Raw genomic sequence first — 14,984 nt, forward strand, 5'->3', positions numbered from 1 at the left:
GCTTATGCCACCTTGATTTCTTCACCGCTGGATTTGTAAACGCGCACGCGCTTACCATCAGCCAGCAACTTGATGCCCACACGATCAGCCTTGCCAGTAGCAGCATTAAAAATGGCCACATTGGACTGATGAATCGGCATGGATTTTTCAACGATGCCACCAACCGCACCCTTGAGAGGATTTGGTTTGGTATGTTTTTTTACAACATTGACACCCTCGACGAGCACATAGGAATCATCCTTGCGCAAGGCAATTTTGCCGCGCTTTCCCTTGTCGCGCCCAGTCAGCACGATGATGTCGTCGCCTTTGCGAATCTTGTTCATGGCGCGTCCTTACAAAACTTCAGGAGCCAAAGACACGATCTTCATGAACTTTTCAGTACGCAATTCACGCGTAACCGGTCCAAAGATACGGGTGCCAATCGGCTCCAATTTGGCATTCAGCAACACTGCCGCATTGCCGTCAAATTTAACCAAAGAGCCATCGCCACGGCGAATTCCCTTGGCCGTACGAACCACTACCGCACTGTAGATCTCGCCTTTTTTGACGCGACCACGCGGAGCAGCCTCTTTAATACTCACTTTAATGAGATCGCCAACACTTGCATAGCGACGCTTGGACCCACCCAGCACCTTGATGCACAGGACGGACTTTGCGCCAGTATTGTCGGCAACTTCTAATCGAGATTCAGCTTGGATCATTTCAATTATTCCCAACTTGCACCAGGAAGATCAACCCACCCGCATTAAGCCGGCGATCAAAATTCCCAATCAGTCTTGGGCCCGTCGTCCGCAACATGAACCACTCACATTGCATCCTTTGGGCAGATACTTCATACTTTTTCAAGCGAAGCCCACGATTATGCCGAACTTTAAATCCCTCGTCAACAAGATTTAGTGCGGCATTTGCAAATAAAACGCACCAGAGACCGAAATATGTGGATATTTGAGCCTCATGGACTCCGCCATCGGGCGAATTGAGGGATTTTTCTAGGAAATTCGTTCAAAAACGCGTCGCCTCGACTATTCCGGAAGGCGCAAATAGTGCTCGGACAGCGCCAGAAACGGATTCACCTCAGGGTCTATGCCGGTTTCCTGCAAAAGTATTTCACCCACTTTGGCTGCGACTGAACTGGCCAGGCGGGCGTCTAGAAACAACAACCGTGAGCGGCGCGCCAAAACGTCTTCGACCTTGATGGCGTATTCATAGCGGGCGGCAAAACGGACCATTCCCTCGGTCAAGCCCTCACATAAGGTATTGCGCGAGCCCGGCATCTCCATCACCTTCGGCTGCTCATCTCCATAAGAATGCAGGCCTGGCGGCATGCAGATGGAGCGGATCTGCGCCTGGGGAATGTTGGCGCCGATCAGCTTCAAATGGGTGGTGACGCCTTTCCTGCGTTTTTCGAGCAATGATTTTTCTGCGCACTTGTCCAGTACATCCTCGGCCATGGCGCGGTAGGTGGTCCACTTGCCACCGGTCACCGTCACCAGCCCACTGCGGCTGACCAACACCGTGTGCTCGCGGCTGATGCCTTTGGTGCTGTCACCGTCGTCGTCCTGCGGCTTGACGAGCGGGCGCAGGCCCACCCAGACACTTTTGACATCGGCACGCTTGGGGGCTCGACTCAGATAGCGAGCCGATTCAGTCAGAATGAACTCCACCTCCTCCTTGAATGGAAGTGGCTCGCGGGCCAAATCGTTGCGCGGTGTATCGGTCGTTCCCAGGATGACCTTGCCCAACCAGGGAACTGCGAACAAGACTCGTCCGTCAGCTGTTTTCGGCACCATCAGGGCGACATCGCCCCCCAGAAACTCGCGGTCCACCACGATGTGGACGCCCTGGCTGGGCGCCACCATCGGTTTGGTGGGGCGATTGCCCATGGCGCCACTGACCGCGCCATCCTTCTGACGGAGTTCATCGACCCAGACGCCAGCGGCATTGACAACACAACGTGCCTTGACGGGGTATTGCTGGCCCGTCTGCGTATCTTCGCAGACCAGCCCCGCTACCTTGCCCGCCTCGTAGAGAAGATCTTCGGCACGGCAATAGTTGACCAGCAAAGCACCTTTGGACGCCGCTGTGCGCGCCAACGCCAATGCCAACCGGGCATCGTTGAACTGCCCATCCCAGTATTTGACGCCACCCTGCAGGCCCAAGGGGCGCGCGGTAGGCAACAAATCCAGGGTCTCATCGCGATTTAAGAATTCGGTTTTGCCCAAGCCGGCCTTGCCTGCCAGAGCGTCATACATCTTCAGGCCAATGCCATAGAAGGGGGTTTCCCACCACTTGTAGGAGGGCATGATGAAAGGAAGCGGTTGCGCCAGGTGTGGCGCGTTATTCAGCAAGGTCGTTCGTTCGTGCAAGGCCTCGCGCACCAGCGAAATGTTCCCTTGGGCAAGGTAGCGCACACCGCCGTGAACCAGCTTGGTTGCACGTGAGGAGGTACCTTTGGCGAAATCATGGGACTCGACCAATATCACCCTGAAGCCGCGAGCAGCGGCATCCAAAGCCACGCCAAGGCCCGTCGCCCCGCCCCCGACAACGGCGATGTCATAGGTTTCTCCCTTTGCCAACTGGGAGATAAGGTCTTCACGACGGGTCAATTGGGGCAGCATTTTTGTAGCCATTTGTCTTGTAAAAGAAAAGGCCGTGTGGCAGATTTGCTCACACGGCCGACCTTTAGAGCATTTAAGTTTTCACAGAGCCGATTAACGTGTTTTACCGTTTTTCCACGCGTTCAGCAGTGTGTCGTAGGCAATGGTTTCGCCCTTGGGCTTTTCGTTCGCCAACTTCTTCCATGGTGCACCCTTGTCGCTCAGCCATTTGCTGGGGTCCGACTTGGCATTGAGTTTGGGTGGGCACACGGCCATACCTGAGCGCTCCAGGCGACCCATCACGTCGTCCATTTCGTTGGCCAGGTTGTCCATGGCCGCCTGGGGAGTTTTTTCGCCCGTGACAGCCACCGCCACATTTTTCCACCACAGCTGTGCCAACTTGGGATAGTCAGGCACGTTGGTTCCGGTAGGGGTCCAGGCCACACGGGCCGGGCTGCGGTAGAACTCCACCAGTCCACCCAATTTGGGAGCCATGGCGGTCATGGCGGCGGACTTGATGTCGCTTTCGCGGATCGGGGTCAGGCCCACGGTGGTTTTCTTGAGCGAGGTGGTCTTGGCCGTCACGAACTGGGCGTACAGCCATGCCGCAGCCACCTTGTTGGCGTCGTGGTCCTTGAAGAAAGTCCATGAGCCCACGTCCTGGTAACCGTTTTGCATGCCTTGTTTCCAGTACGGGCCGTTCGGGCCCGGTGCCATGCGCCACTTGGGTGTGCCGTCTGCATTGACCACGGGCAGGCCTGGCTTGACCATGTCGGCCGTGAACGCGGTGTACCAGAAGATCTGCTGGGCAATTTGCCCCTGTGCCGGCACGGGACCCGCTTCACCAAAGGTCATGCCAATGGCTTCCTTGGGCGAGTACTTCTTCATCCAGTCGATGTACTTGGTCAGGGCATAGACGGCTGCCGGCGAGTTGGTTGCGCCACCACGTGCAACCGAAGCGCCCTGTGGGGTGCAGCCGTCAGCCGAGGCACGGATGCCCCACTCGTCAACCGGCTTGCCATTCGGGATGCCGATATCGGCAGAGCCGGCCATGGACAGCCAGGCATCGGTAAAACGCCAGCCCAGCGATGGATCTTTCTTGCCGTAGTCCATGTGGCCATAGATTGGCTTGCCGTCAATGTTCTTGACGTCATTGGTGAAGAACTCAGCGATGTCTTCGTAGGCACTCCAGTTCAAGGGGACGCCCAGGTCGTATCCGAATTTGGCCTTGAATTTGGCTTTCAGGTCGGCGCGATCAAACAAGTCGGCACGGAACCAGTACAAATTGGCGAACTGCTGGTCAGGCAACTGGTACAGTTTTCCGTCGGGTGCGGTCGTGAAGCTGGTGCCGATGAAATCCTTGATATCAATCCCAGGATTTGTCCACTCCTTGCCTGCGCCGGTCATGTAGTCGGTCAGGTTCAGTATCTTGCCGTAGCGGTAGTGGGTTCCAATCAGATCAGAGTCCGTGATCCAGCCGTCATAGATGGACTTGCCGGATTGCATGGAAGTCTGCAGCTTCTCGACCACGTCGCCCTCGCCAATCAGGTCATGCTTGACCTTGATGCCGGTGATCTCTTCAAACGCCTTGGCAAGTGTCTTGGACTCGTATTCGTGCGTGGTGATGGTCTCGGACACCACCGAGATTTCCTTCACGCCTTTGGCCTGCAACTTTTTCGCAGCATCGATAAACCATTTCATCTCTGCGGCCTGCTGGGTCTTGGACAGGGTCGAAGGCTGGAACTCGCTATCGATCCATTTCTTCGCAGCGGCTTCATCAGCCCAACCCTGACTGCCCACGGCGCAGGCGACAGCCACCGCCAATACGGAATATCTCAATTTCATTGTCAATCTCCTCAGGTCTAATAAACCCCTGTGTGAAAGGCTGCTACGGCTCCAGGGGAAACAAGCCGGTCCTTGTTAATAAAAGTGAAATCGCGCTAGCCTTTGCGCATGATCAGCGCGAGCAGGGCCATGGAGATCGGAAAACTGATCCAGATCGACGGTTCCGTCTCCAGGCTCATCCACTGCATCAGCTTTCCACTGAGCCCGACAAACGTCAGGTTGACGTAGGCGGCTGCCAGCAAACCAATGAACAGCCGGTCACCACGGGTGGTTTCCATGGGAAGAAATCCCCGGCGTAGCGTGGTGGGGGATTTCATCTCCCAGACGGTCATACCGAACAGCATCAGCACGATGCAGGAAAAAAATACAGCCACAGGGGTGGTCCACGCCATCCAATCGAACATGTTGATCTCCTCTCAAACGCGTCCCATCGCGAAACCCTTCGCGATGTAGTTACGAACAAACCAGATCACGATCGCGCCCGGCACAATGGTCAGAACACCGGCTGCAGCCAGGGTGGCCCAGTCCATGCCTGAAGCGGATACCGTGCGGGTCATGGTGGCGGCAATCGGCTTGGCGTTCACACTGGTCAGGGTACGGGCCAGGAGCAATTCGACCCAGCTGAACATGAAGCAGAAAAATGCCGCGACGCCAACACCGGCCTTGATCAAAGGCAGGAAGATCGTGAGAAAAAACCGGGGGAATGAATAGCCATCGATGTAGGCGGTTTCATCAATTTCCCTCGGGATGCCACTCATGAATCCTTCCAGAATCCAGACCGCCAGAGGCACGTTGAACAACAGGTGCACGAGGGCCACAGCGATATGGGTATCCATCAGACCCACCGAGGTGTAGAGCTGAAAAAATGGCAACAGGAACACGGCGGGTGGCGTCATGCGATTGGTCAGCAACCAGAAAAACACATGCTTGTCGCCAAGGAAGCTGTAGCGCGAAAACGCATACGCCGCTGGCAAGGCCACGGTCAGGGAAATCACGGTATTGATGCCGACATAGATCAGGCTGTTGATGTAGCCCGAGTACCACGCGGGGTCAGTCAGGATCGTCTTGTAGTTGTCCCAGGTGAAGTGCTCGGGAAACAGGGAGAACCCGGCCAGGATCTCGTTGTTGGTCTTGAAAGACATGTTGACCATCCAGTAGATGGGCAACAGGGCGAAAACCACATACGCCAGCATGAACAGCGAGCGCTTCTGAAATTTGGGCTTATTCATGGCCACCCTCCTTCTCCTGGGTGCCTACGCGCTGCATCCAGTTGTACAAGATAAAACACATCAGCAAGATGATCAGGAAATAGATCAGGGAGAACGCCGCTGCAGGGCCCAGATCAAATTGCCCCACGGCTTTTTGCGTCAGGAACTGCGACAGGAAGGTCGTCGAGTTGCCCGGTCCGCCACCGGTCAGCACAAAGGGCTCGGTGTAGATCATGAAGCTGTCCATGAAGCGCAGGAGCACAGCAATCATCAACACGCCGCGCATCTTGGGCAGCTGCACGTACCAGAACACATCGAGCTTGCTGGCGCCGTCAATGCTGGCGGCCTGGTAGTAGGCGTCCGGGATGGAGCGCAGACCCGCATACCCCAGAAGGGCAACCAGAGGCGTCCAGTGCCACACATCCATCAGCAGCACAGTGAGCCAGGCGTGGATCGGATTGCCGGTGTAGCTGTAGTCGATACCCAGGCCCAGAAGCGCCGCACCCATCAAGCCGATATCGGTGCGCCCAAAGATTTGCCAAATCGTGCCCACCACGTTCCAGGGAATCAGCAAGGACAGGGAAACAATCACCAAAGCGGCAGAGGACTTCCAGCCGTGGGCCGGCATGGACAGCGCCAGAAGAATGCCCAGGGGCAGCTCGACGGCAAGCACCGAGAAAGAATAAATGAGCTGTCGCCACAAGGCTCCATGCAGCTCCTCATCGCGCATGATGGCAGCGAACCATTCGGTGCCGACAAAAACCCGGCGCTCCGGCGAGATGATGTCCTGCACGGAATAGTTGACCACGACCATCAAGGGCAAAATGGCCGAGAACGCCACGCAGATCAACATGGGCAGAATCAAAAACCAGGCTTTTTGGTTCACCGGTTTGGTGGTGGTGCTCATGCCACGATCTCCTCGTTTTTATAGAAACAGCTGTGCTCGCCCATGACCTTGAGCCAGACCAGGTCACCTGGCAGCAACTGCGCGGCATCGGCGGACAAGCGGGCTTTGAGCGTGTGACCACCAACGCCGGCAGTCAACATGACATGGGTTCCAACGTCCTGAACCTGCGACACCTTCATCTCCAGGGCGCCGGCGTCATGGGCTGATGACAGCGCCACGTACTCCGGGCGTATCCCCAACTTGATATCCCCGGATGACAGAATGCGCCCCGCAGGCAATGGCAGCGTACGACCCGCCAGATGAAAACCGTCCTGATCCACCTGACCCGGCAGAAAATTCATGCCCGGAGAACCGATAAAGTGACCCACAAAAGTGTGGCTTGGCCGTTCGAACAAATCGGCAGCGGAACCAACCTGTACCGCGCGGCCCCGGGTCATCACGACCACCTGGTCGGCAAAGGTCAGCGCTTCAACCTGGTCGTGTGTCACATAGATCAGCGTGAGCTTGAGTTCGTGGTGAATCTGCTTGAGCTTGCGGCGCAATTGCCACTTGAGGTGAGGGTCAATGACGGTCAGCGGCTCATCAAACAGGACGGCCGACACGTCAGGGCGAACCAGGCCGCGACCCAGCGATATTTTTTGCTTGGCGTCAGCGGCCAGCCCTGCGGCGCGCTGGTTCAACTGCCCACTCATCTCCAGCATTTCAGCGATTTCGCCCACCCGCTTTTTGATCTGCTCTTTGGGGAGTTTGCGGTTGCGCAGGGGAAAGCCCAGGTTTTCCGCCACTGTCATGGTGTCGTAGATCACCGGGAACTGGAACACCTGGGCAATGTTGCGCTGCTGCGGCGATGCCTTGGTGACGTCACGGCCATCAAACAGGACATTGCCCTGCGAGGGAGTGACCAGCCCCGACATGATGTTGAGCAGGGTGGTCTTGCCACAGCCCGAGGGTCCGAGCAGGGCATACGCGCCGCCATCTTCAAATGTCATCTTCAAGGGCAGCAAGGCGTAGTCGCTGTCCTGCTTGGGGTCCCGCTTGTAAGCGTGGGCCAGATCAAGTTCAATGCGTGCCATGTCAGCGTCCTCCGCCCCGCACCGGAGACAGTGCAAGCGTCCCCTCGGCGTCAAACACATAAACCTGTGCAGGGTTGAAATACAAGGTCACCAGCGCACCCAGGTCAAAGTGATGCACACCCGTGAGTTGCGCCACCAATTCGCCCACTAGGGTGTGCACGTGAACAAAGGTGTCAGAGCCGGATATCTCGGCCAGTTCCACCTTGCCCGGCAATGCCACATCACCGTCTCTGGCACTCACATGCAAGGCGCTGGCGCGCATACCAACCGTCAATTTCCCTGACGATCTGGCAGGCAGGGTTATTTTTAACAGTGGCCCGCCGTCAAGCTGCACGCCTTCGGCGCCGGCCATGGCAGGCAACAGGTTCATGGGCGGATCGCTGAACGCGCGCGCCACCCGCAGCGATGCCGGTTTGTGAAACACGTCCGCAGTGGGGCCGTATTGAAGCAGCTCACCCGCATCCATGACGGCGGTGTAGCCACCCAGCAGCAGTGCTTCGCCGGGCTCGGTGGTGGCATAAATCACCGTGGAGTCACCGGCTGCAAACAAGGCGCTCAGTTCATCCCGCAATTCTTCGCGCAGCTTGTAGTCCAGGTTGACCAGCGGCTCATCGAGCAGCATCAGGGGCGCGCCCTTGGCCAGCGCGCGTGCCAGGGCTACGCGCTGCTGTTGACCACCCGAGAGCTCCGCTGGCAAGCGGTCCAGAAACATGTCGATATGGAGCTTTTCAGCCAGTTCGCGCACGCGTTGGTCGATATTCTTTTCTCCACGCAGCTTCAAGGGGGACGCGATGTTGTCGCGCACCTTCAGGGACGGGTAATTGATGAACTGCTGGTACACCATGGCCACATTGCGCTCGCGCACGGGCATGCCCACCACATTTTGGCCATCCACCAGCACCCGGCCACCCGACGGAACATCGAGCCCCGCCATGATGCGCATAAGACTGGTCTTGCCGGCCTGGGTGGCACCCAGCAGCACGGTCACGGCACCGCTGCGCGGGGCCAGACTCATGTCATAGAGCCAGGTCTGTGGCCCCACCTTCTTGTTGATGCCTTCAAGGCTGAGTTGCATCACGCTACCTTTGTTCAGATGTACTTGGAGTCGGATTTGATTCCAACGGCCGTTATTATTGTTCGTTTTTATTCCTTTATCGTCAGTAATAACCCTATGGATGTTCTTTTTTGTTCGTTTTAAAGTCGCAGCATCCCGAATTCAGGTTGAAAATAGAAGCATGAACCCCAACCCCCGACAACTCACTTTGCTGACTTTCGTGCGCGCTCAAGGCTCCGTCACGGTCGAACAATTGGCAGAAAAATTGGGCGTTACCCTGCAGACCGTGCGCCGCGACGTGCAACGCCTGGCAGATGAAGGCCTGCTCGCACGCTTTCATGGCGGCGTGCGTGTTCCGAGCTCGACCATCGAAAACATTGCCCATCAGCAACGCGAAAACCTAAACGCAGAAGGCAAATCCCGCATTGCCCGCGCGGTGGCTGCAGCCATACCCAACGACTGCTCGCTGATCCTGAACATCGGCACCACCACCGAGGCCATTGCCCGGGCACTTCTGCATCACACGGGGCTGCGTGTCATTACCAACAACCTGAATGTGGCGACCATCCTGAGCGCCAGTCCCACCAGTGAGGTGATCGTGGCCGGTGGCGTCGTACGGGGCCGGGATCGCGGCATCGTGGGTGAAGCGGCAGTCGATTTCATTCGACGTTTCAGAGTGGACATCGCCGTGATCGGCATTTCCGGGATTGAAGCCGACGGCACCTTGCGCGACTACGATTACCGCGAAGTCAAGGTTTCCCAAACCATCATTGCCCATTCACGGGAGGTATGGCTGGCTGCCGACATCAGCAAGTTCAATCGCCCCGCGATGGTGGAAGTCGCCACCCTGTCGCAGATTGACCGCCTGTTCACAGACGCACCACCCCCCGAGCCCTTTCCGGCCCTGCTGGCCGAGGCCCAGGTACGCTACGAGGTTGCGCCCAGTTGACGGGCATGCCGCGTTGGGCTGACCCATGCACAAACGCCTGTTTTCGTATCCCATTCTTATTTCTATGGTGACCCCATGACCTATCTGCTAGCCCTGGACCAGGGCACTTCCAGCTCCAGAAGCATTGTTTTTGACGCCGACGGTCAAACCGTTGCCCTGGCGCAGCGGGAGTTGACACAAATCTATCCGCAGCCAGGCTGGGTGGAACATGACCCCGAGGAGATCTGGCGCACCCAGCTCGCCACGGCCCGCGAGGCCCTGGAAAAGGCAGGCATCAAGGCCCATCAAGTGCGTGCCGTCGGCATCACCAACCAGCGGGAAACCACCGTCGTCTGGAACCGTGCGACCGGCCTGCCCATACACCACGCCATCGTTTGGCAGGACCGGCGCGCAGAACCCACTTGCATCCAGCTGCGCGAGCAGGGGCTGGCCGAAACGATTCAAGCCAAAACCGGCTTGCTGGTCGACGCCTATTTTTCCGGCACCAAACTGAAGTGGATCCTCGACCATGTGCCCAACGCCCGCGAACAGGCTGCCAATGGAGAACTGGCTTTTGGCACCGTGGACAGCTGGCTGATCTGGCGCTTGACCGGCGGCGCCGTACATGCCACCGATGTCAGCAACGCCTCGCGCACCATGCTGTTCAATGTGCATACCAACCAGTGGGACGCCGAACTGCTGAAGGCGCTGGACATTCCGGTCAACCTGATGCCCTCGGTCAAGCCCTCCAGCGCCATTTACGGCGAGATCAAGCCCGAGTGGCTGGGGCATGCCGTGGCCATTGGCGGCGTGGCCGGTGACCAGCAAAGCGCCCTGTTTGGCCAGGCCTGCTTCAAGGCGGGGATGGTCAAAAACACCTATGGCACGGGCTGCTTCATGCTGATGCACACCGGCACCAAGTTTCAGACCTCGCACAACGGGCTGATCACCACCAGTGCGGCACAAGCCACGACGCAGACCGAATTCGCCATGGAAGGCAGCGTGTTTGTCGGTGGCGCGGTCGTGCAATGGTTGCGCGATGGCTTGCACGCCATCAAGGGCAGCGGCGAAGTTCAGGCCCTGGCCCAAAGCGTGCCCGACTCCGGGGGCGTGATCGTGGTTCCGGCCTTCACCGGGCTGGGCGCGCCCTACTGGAAACCGGATGCGCGCGGCACGATCACCGGACTCACACGTGGCAGCACGGTGGCGCACATCGCGCGTGCGGCGCTGGAAAGCATTGCCTACCAAAGTGCCGCACTGCTACAGGCCATGAGCCGCGATGCGGTGGAAGCAGGCGGCGCGTCAGTGGCGGAACTCCGGGTGGATGGCGGCGCCTGCATCAACGACCTGCTGATGCAGTTCCAGGCCGATCTGCTGGGCATCCCGGTCGTTCGTCCGGCCGTAACGGAAACCACGGCGCTGGGCGCGGCGTACCTGGCAGGGCTGTCGACCGGCGTGTACCAAAGCACCGATGAGCTCAGCCAGTTGTGGCGTTCCGAGCGCCGCTTCCTGCCCACGCTGGAAACCCATCGCGCCAGGGAGCTCATGGAGAAGTGGGAACATGCGGTGCGCCAGACCGTGCTTTGACGGGGGGCCGCCCGACTTTTTGAGTAGACTCAAGCGCTTGGCCACCTTGCTTGTGGCATCCCCCAAACTGCAGGAACATCCATGAGCAAGCGCATTGCATTCATCGGCGGCGGCAATATGGCCAGCGCCATCATCGGCGGCTTGATCAGCCAGGGCTTTACCGCCCCAAACATCGACGTGGTGGAGCCCTTCCCCGAAGCCCAGGACAAGCTCAAGTCACTCTACGGCATCGTGGCCCAGGCGCAGCCCGGTGCATTTTTGACACAGGCCGCCCTGGTGATCTGGGCCGTCAAGCCGCAAACTTTCAAGGAAGCGGCCCTGCAAGTCAGGTTTCACACCAAGAACGCCCTGCACCTGAGTGTGGCCGCTGGCATTCGCAGTGACAGCATTGCGCGCTGGCTGGGTTCCGAGCGCGTCGTGCGCGCCATGCCCAACACCCCGGCACTGATTGGCAAGGGCATCACCGCCTTGTTTGCGCGCCCGGCGGTCACAACGGAGGACCGGGACTGGGTCAGTCAGGTGATCTCCAGCACCGGTGAGTTTCTCTGGATGGACCAGGAGCCGCAGTTGGACGCCGTCACGGCCCTGTCAGGTTCAGGGCCGGCCTACATGTTTTATTTCATGGAAGCGATGACGGAAGCCGGTGCCGATATGGGCCTGACCCGCGAGCAGGCTTACCGCCTGGCCATGGCGACCTTCATTGGCGCGGGCGAACTAGCCCGCAGTTCCGGCGAGCCCCCCGAAATTCTGCGCCAACGCGTCACCTCCAAGGGCGGTACCACCTATGCCGCCATTTCCTCCATGGAAGATGACCATGTCAAAACCCAATTCATCCGGGCCATGCACGCCGCCAACCGAAGGGCCAAGGAATTGGGCGATGAGTTTGGGGGCTCCTGAGTGTCAACGGGGGCCCATCAAAGAGCGTTATATGTCGGTACATTCACCTTCACTCCACCGGACCTATCCATGAAAAAACTGCTCTCCGCGCTGATCAGCGCCGCCCTGATTGCCATGCCTCTGGCCGTGATCTCCACACCCGCCGCTGCCAAGACCGCCACCCAGGTCAAGAGCGAGAAAAAAGCTGGCAGCGCCAAAACCAAGGCCAAGGCCAAAGCCAAGGCAAAACACAAAAAGACAGCCGCCAAGAAAAAGAAAGCCGTTAGCCAATAAGCTGGCACAGCACGCGCTGAATACCGTGCACCCCCAAAAAAACCGCCGACACCCCGGCGGTTTTTTTATTTCAGGGCATAGCTGACAGCAATCCCGGCAAACACCGTGAATCCGAGCCAGTGATTCAGGCGAAACGCCTTGAAACAGCCATCCCGTGAACGCGTGCGAATCAGGGTGTAGTGCCAGGCCACCTGCCCCAACGCCACACCAACCGCCACATAAAACATAGCGCCCAGCGCATATTCTGCGAGGGCCAAAGCCCAAATAGCCACATAAACAAGGTAAAAAGCCATGATGGCCGGCACATCCAGCCGCCCCAGCGTGATGGCCGAAGTCTTCATGCCAATGCGCAGGTCGTCATCCCGGTCGACCATGGCGTATTCCGTGTCATAGGCCAGCACCCAAAACAAATTGCCCAGCATCAAGACCCAGGCCAGCAACGGCACCCGGGACTGCACGGCGGCAAACGCCATGGGAATGCCGAAACTGAACGCCACCCCGAGCACGGCTTGTGGCATGGACACATAACGCTTGGCATAGGGGTAGACCAGCGTCACCGCCAGCGCCGCAAACGACCAGGCGATGGTGACGTTGTTGGTACTCAGCACCAGCACGAAGGCCAGCAACGCCAGCACGGCGCCCAACAACAGCGCCTCCCGCACGGTCACGGCCCCGGTGGTCACAGGACGGCCCGCAGTGCGCTTGACGTGCCGGTCGAACTCGCGGTCGGCCACATCATTGGTGCAGCAACCGGCGCTGCGCATCAGGACCGTGCCCAGCGTGAAGACCGCCACCAAATGCCAGCCGGGGAATCCATGCGCGGCAATCCACAAGGCACTCAAGGTGGGCCACAGCAGCAGCAGCCATCCGGCGGGGCGATTCCAGCGGATGAGATCAAGGTAAACCGCGAGGCGGCGGCTGTGCACTTCCATGGCAAGCACCTCAGGACAGGCGGGCTACACCCGGCAGCCCACAGGAGTAAATCGCATTGCGCAGCGCGGCAATGGCCTCGTACCGGGTGAAGCTGCGGCGCCAGACCAGTACCACCCGGCGCGTGGGCGGATCGCCCGCGAATGGCAGGTATTTCACCAGGGCATCTTCGTCGCGCTTGCGCCGGGGCTTGGCCTCCATCGCTTCCTTGGGCACGCTCAGGCGCGGCACCAGCGTGACCCCCATCCCGGCGGCCACCATGTGCCGGATGGTTTCCAGCGACGAGCCCTCAAAACTCTTGCGAATGCCTTCGGCGTTGCTGGAAAAGCGGGCAAATTCCGGACAAACCTCCAGCACGTGGTCGCGAAAACAATGGCCGCTGCCCAGCAGCAACATGGTCTCGCTCTTGAGTTCTTCGGTGGTCACTTCGTCCTGCGCCGCCAGCGCATGGTTGGCGGGCACGGCTGCCAGGAAAGGCTCGTCATACAGCGGCGCCACCGCCAGGCCCGCATCCGGGAAGGGCTCGGCCAGAATGGCGCAGTCGATCTCGCCGGTGCGCAACATCTCCAGCAGCTTGACCGTGAAATTTTCCTGCAGCATCAGCGGCATTTGCGGCGTGTGCGTGATCATCTGGCGCACCAGATCAGGCAGAAGATAGGGCCCGATGGTGTAGATCACCCCCAGCGTGAGCGGCCCGACCAGCGGGTCCTTGCCGCGCTTGGCCAGCTCCTTGATGTTGGCCGCCTGCTCCAGCACCGACTGCGCCTGGCGCACGATTTCTTCGCCCAGATGCGTGACCGTCACCTCATTGGCGCTGCGTTCGAACAGTTTGACGTCCAGCTCTTCTTCGAGCTTCTTCACGGCGACCGACAGGGTCGGCTGCGACACATAGCAGGCCTCGGCAGCCCGGCCGAAGTGCCGCTCGCGCGCCACAGCCACGATGTATTTGAGTTCGGTGAGAGTCATGGCGCTATTGTCCTATCAGAACGGGGTGGGCGCTACGCACAATTATCTTCCTAGAATCCGTGCATGACAGCCGCCCCACACACCAAACGCCCGCACTGCGCATGCTGTTTGCGAGCGCAGAGTGCGTGCATCTGTCACTGGGTTGTGCCGACGCCGCACCTCGTTGAAGTGCTCATTTTGCAGCACCCCATGGAAGAAAGCCATGCCAAAGGCAGCGCGCGCTTATTGCATTTGAGCCTGCCGCACAGCCGCCTGGTCACGGGTGAAGTGTTTGCCCCGCAGGCCCTGCAGGCACTGCTGACCGATCCACTTCCGCATCCGGCGCCGACGCGCCAGGCCAGGCACCCTGTCTTGCTGTACCCGCAGACGCCGCAAGACCAGGCCATGGGCCTGCCAGCGCCGCCCAGGCTGCCCCCTGAACTGCTGCGGGAGCCCTCGCAGTTGCGCCTGATCGTACTGGACGGCACCTGGCGCAAAAGTCGCAAGATGCTGTACCGCAATCCACTGCTGCAGAGCTTGCCACGCCTGTCGCTGCAAGACACCGGAACCTCGCGCTACCTGATTCGCCAAGCGCACCGCCCCGATCAACTCTCTACGCTGGAGGCGACCTGTGCTGCATTGACACAATTGGAGGGCTGTACTGAGCGATACGCCCCTTTGCTCGCTGCGTTCGACAATTTTGTGTCGCAGCAACTGGCGTATCGGTGACGCAGATTCCA

Annotated in this window: 16 protein-coding genes; 5 read left to right on the top strand and 11 right to left on the bottom strand. The window is 59.0% G+C overall.

The genetic code is table 11. From position 1 onward, the window contains the following. Positions 1-2 precede the first annotated feature (2 nt). The 9 genes from rplX to IV109_RS14655 all read right to left on the bottom strand — a co-directional run bounded on the left by rplX (position 3) and on the right by IV109_RS14655 (position 8,705). Positions 3-323: a 50S ribosomal protein L24 gene (rplX, locus tag IV109_RS14615; RefSeq protein WP_296697865.1), complete on the bottom strand. Its 321-nt coding sequence runs from the start codon at positions 321-323 to the stop codon at positions 3-5. A gap of 9 nt (positions 324-332) precedes the next feature. Continuing rightward, positions 333-701, bottom strand: coding sequence for a 50S ribosomal protein L14 (gene rplN / locus IV109_RS14620; protein ID WP_296697870.1), 369 nt, complete (start codon positions 699-701; stop codon positions 333-335). A 321-nt stretch (positions 702-1,022) separates the two neighbouring features. Then, complete coding sequence (locus IV109_RS14625) at positions 1,023-2,618, bottom strand: glycerol-3-phosphate dehydrogenase/oxidase (RefSeq protein ID WP_296697874.1); 1,596 nt, start codon at positions 2,616-2,618, stop codon at positions 1,023-1,025. Between the two features lie 93 nt (positions 2,619-2,711). Then, a complete protein-coding gene (locus IV109_RS14630) occupies positions 2,712-4,442 on the bottom strand; it encodes an ABC transporter substrate-binding protein (protein ID WP_296697878.1) in 1,731 nt (576 codons plus the stop codon). A 95-nt stretch (positions 4,443-4,537) separates the two neighbouring features. Further along, complete coding sequence (locus IV109_RS14635) at positions 4,538-4,846, bottom strand: DUF2160 domain-containing protein (protein WP_296697881.1); 309 nt, start codon at positions 4,844-4,846, stop codon at positions 4,538-4,540. A gap of 12 nt (positions 4,847-4,858) precedes the next feature. Then, complete coding sequence (locus IV109_RS14640; protein ID WP_296697885.1) at positions 4,859-5,671, bottom strand: carbohydrate ABC transporter permease; 813 nt, start codon at positions 5,669-5,671, stop codon at positions 4,859-4,861. Beyond that, positions 5,664-6,557 carry a sugar ABC transporter permease gene (locus tag IV109_RS14645; protein WP_296697888.1) on the bottom strand — a complete coding sequence of 298 codons (894 nt, stop codon included), beginning with the start codon at positions 6,555-6,557 and terminating at the stop codon, positions 5,664-5,666. Before IV109_RS14645 ends, IV109_RS14640 begins: the two co-directional genes overlap by 8 nt. Then, on the bottom strand, positions 6,554-7,630 hold the full coding sequence (locus tag IV109_RS14650; RefSeq protein ID WP_296697891.1) for an ABC transporter ATP-binding protein: 1,077 nt from the start codon (positions 7,628-7,630) through the stop codon (positions 6,554-6,556). Before IV109_RS14650 ends, IV109_RS14645 begins: the two co-directional genes overlap by 4 nt. A 1-nt stretch (position 7,631) precedes the next feature. Continuing rightward, entirely contained in the window at positions 7,632-8,705 is a 1,074-nt protein-coding gene (locus IV109_RS14655; protein ID WP_296697895.1) for an ABC transporter ATP-binding protein, read from the bottom strand. 160 nt (positions 8,706-8,865) lie between these two features. Here IV109_RS14655 and IV109_RS14660 point away from each other — a divergent pair, with 160 nt between their 5' ends. The 4 genes from IV109_RS14660 (at position 8,866) to IV109_RS14675 (ending at position 12,369) form a co-directional block, all read left to right on the top strand. After that, on the top strand, positions 8,866-9,633 hold the full coding sequence (locus IV109_RS14660; RefSeq protein ID WP_296697899.1) for a DeoR/GlpR family DNA-binding transcription regulator: 768 nt from the start codon (positions 8,866-8,868) through the stop codon (positions 9,631-9,633). A 75-nt stretch (positions 9,634-9,708) separates the two neighbouring features. Beyond that, entirely contained in the window at positions 9,709-11,199 is a 1,491-nt protein-coding gene (glpK, locus tag IV109_RS14665) for a glycerol kinase GlpK (RefSeq protein ID WP_296697903.1), read from the top strand. 81 nt (positions 11,200-11,280) lie between these two features. Then, a complete protein-coding gene (gene proC, locus IV109_RS14670) occupies positions 11,281-12,096 on the top strand; it encodes a pyrroline-5-carboxylate reductase (protein WP_296697908.1) in 816 nt (271 codons plus the stop codon). 69 nt (positions 12,097-12,165) lie between these two features. Continuing rightward, complete coding sequence (locus IV109_RS14675; RefSeq protein ID WP_296697911.1) at positions 12,166-12,369, top strand: hypothetical protein; 204 nt, start codon at positions 12,166-12,168, stop codon at positions 12,367-12,369. A 65-nt stretch (positions 12,370-12,434) separates the two neighbouring features. Here the strand turns inward: IV109_RS14675 and ubiA are convergent, their stop codons facing one another. Continuing rightward, positions 12,435-13,301, bottom strand: coding sequence for a 4-hydroxybenzoate octaprenyltransferase (gene ubiA, locus IV109_RS14680; protein ID WP_296697913.1), 867 nt, complete (start codon positions 13,299-13,301; stop codon positions 12,435-12,437). A gap of 10 nt (positions 13,302-13,311) precedes the next feature. Continuing rightward, the gene (locus IV109_RS14685; RefSeq protein WP_296697915.1) at positions 13,312-14,265 is read right to left on the bottom strand and encodes a LysR substrate-binding domain-containing protein; all 954 of its coding nucleotides are present in this window, start codon (positions 14,263-14,265) and stop codon (positions 13,312-13,314) included. A gap of 63 nt (positions 14,266-14,328) precedes the next feature. On the opposite strand from IV109_RS14685, the gene IV109_RS14690 reads away from it, so the two are divergent. Continuing rightward, entirely contained in the window at positions 14,329-14,973 is a 645-nt protein-coding gene (locus tag IV109_RS14690) for a tRNA-uridine aminocarboxypropyltransferase (RefSeq protein WP_296697918.1), read from the top strand. Positions 14,974-14,984 lie beyond the last annotated feature (11 nt).

It is taken from the genome of Rhodoferax sp. (genome assembly GCF_018780565.1).
Classification (GTDB): Bacteria; Pseudomonadota; Gammaproteobacteria; order Burkholderiales; family Burkholderiaceae_C; genus Rhodoferax.

What these genes read in the sequence shown, in the direction of transcription:
- rplX (WP_296697865.1), bottom strand. Translation starts at nt 323, where the DNA reads ATGAACAAGATTCGCAAAGGCGACGACATCATCGTGCTGACTGGGCGC.
- rplN (WP_296697870.1), bottom strand. Translation starts at nt 701, where the DNA reads ATGATCCAAGCTGAATCTCGATTAGAAGTTGCCGACAATACTGGCGCA.
- IV109_RS14625 (WP_296697874.1), bottom strand. Translation starts at nt 2,618, where the DNA reads ATGCTGCCCCAATTGACCCGTCGTGAAGACCTTATCTCCCAGTTGGCA.
- IV109_RS14630 (WP_296697878.1), bottom strand. Translation starts at nt 4,442, where the DNA reads ATGAAATTGAGATATTCCGTATTGGCGGTGGCTGTCGCCTGCGCCGTG.
- IV109_RS14635 (WP_296697881.1), bottom strand. Translation starts at nt 4,846, where the DNA reads ATGTTCGATTGGATGGCGTGGACCACCCCTGTGGCTGTATTTTTTTCC.
- IV109_RS14640 (WP_296697885.1), bottom strand. Translation starts at nt 5,671, where the DNA reads ATGAATAAGCCCAAATTTCAGAAGCGCTCGCTGTTCATGCTGGCGTAT.
- IV109_RS14645 (WP_296697888.1), bottom strand. Translation starts at nt 6,557, where the DNA reads ATGAGCACCACCACCAAACCGGTGAACCAAAAAGCCTGGTTTTTGATT.
- IV109_RS14650 (WP_296697891.1), bottom strand. Translation starts at nt 7,630, where the DNA reads ATGGCACGCATTGAACTTGATCTGGCCCACGCTTACAAGCGGGACCCC.
- IV109_RS14655 (WP_296697895.1), bottom strand. Translation starts at nt 8,705, where the DNA reads ATGCAACTCAGCCTTGAAGGCATCAACAAGAAGGTGGGGCCACAGACC.
- IV109_RS14660 (WP_296697899.1), top strand. Translation starts at nt 8,866, where the DNA reads ATGAACCCCAACCCCCGACAACTCACTTTGCTGACTTTCGTGCGCGCT.
- glpK (WP_296697903.1), top strand. Translation starts at nt 9,709, where the DNA reads ATGACCTATCTGCTAGCCCTGGACCAGGGCACTTCCAGCTCCAGAAGC.
- proC (WP_296697908.1), top strand. Translation starts at nt 11,281, where the DNA reads ATGAGCAAGCGCATTGCATTCATCGGCGGCGGCAATATGGCCAGCGCC.
- IV109_RS14675 (WP_296697911.1), top strand. Translation starts at nt 12,166, where the DNA reads ATGAAAAAACTGCTCTCCGCGCTGATCAGCGCCGCCCTGATTGCCATG.
- ubiA (WP_296697913.1), bottom strand. Translation starts at nt 13,301, where the DNA reads ATGGAAGTGCACAGCCGCCGCCTCGCGGTTTACCTTGATCTCATCCGC.
- IV109_RS14685 (WP_296697915.1), bottom strand. Translation starts at nt 14,265, where the DNA reads ATGACTCTCACCGAACTCAAATACATCGTGGCTGTGGCGCGCGAGCGG.
- IV109_RS14690 (WP_296697918.1), top strand. Translation starts at nt 14,329, where the DNA reads ATGACAGCCGCCCCACACACCAAACGCCCGCACTGCGCATGCTGTTTG.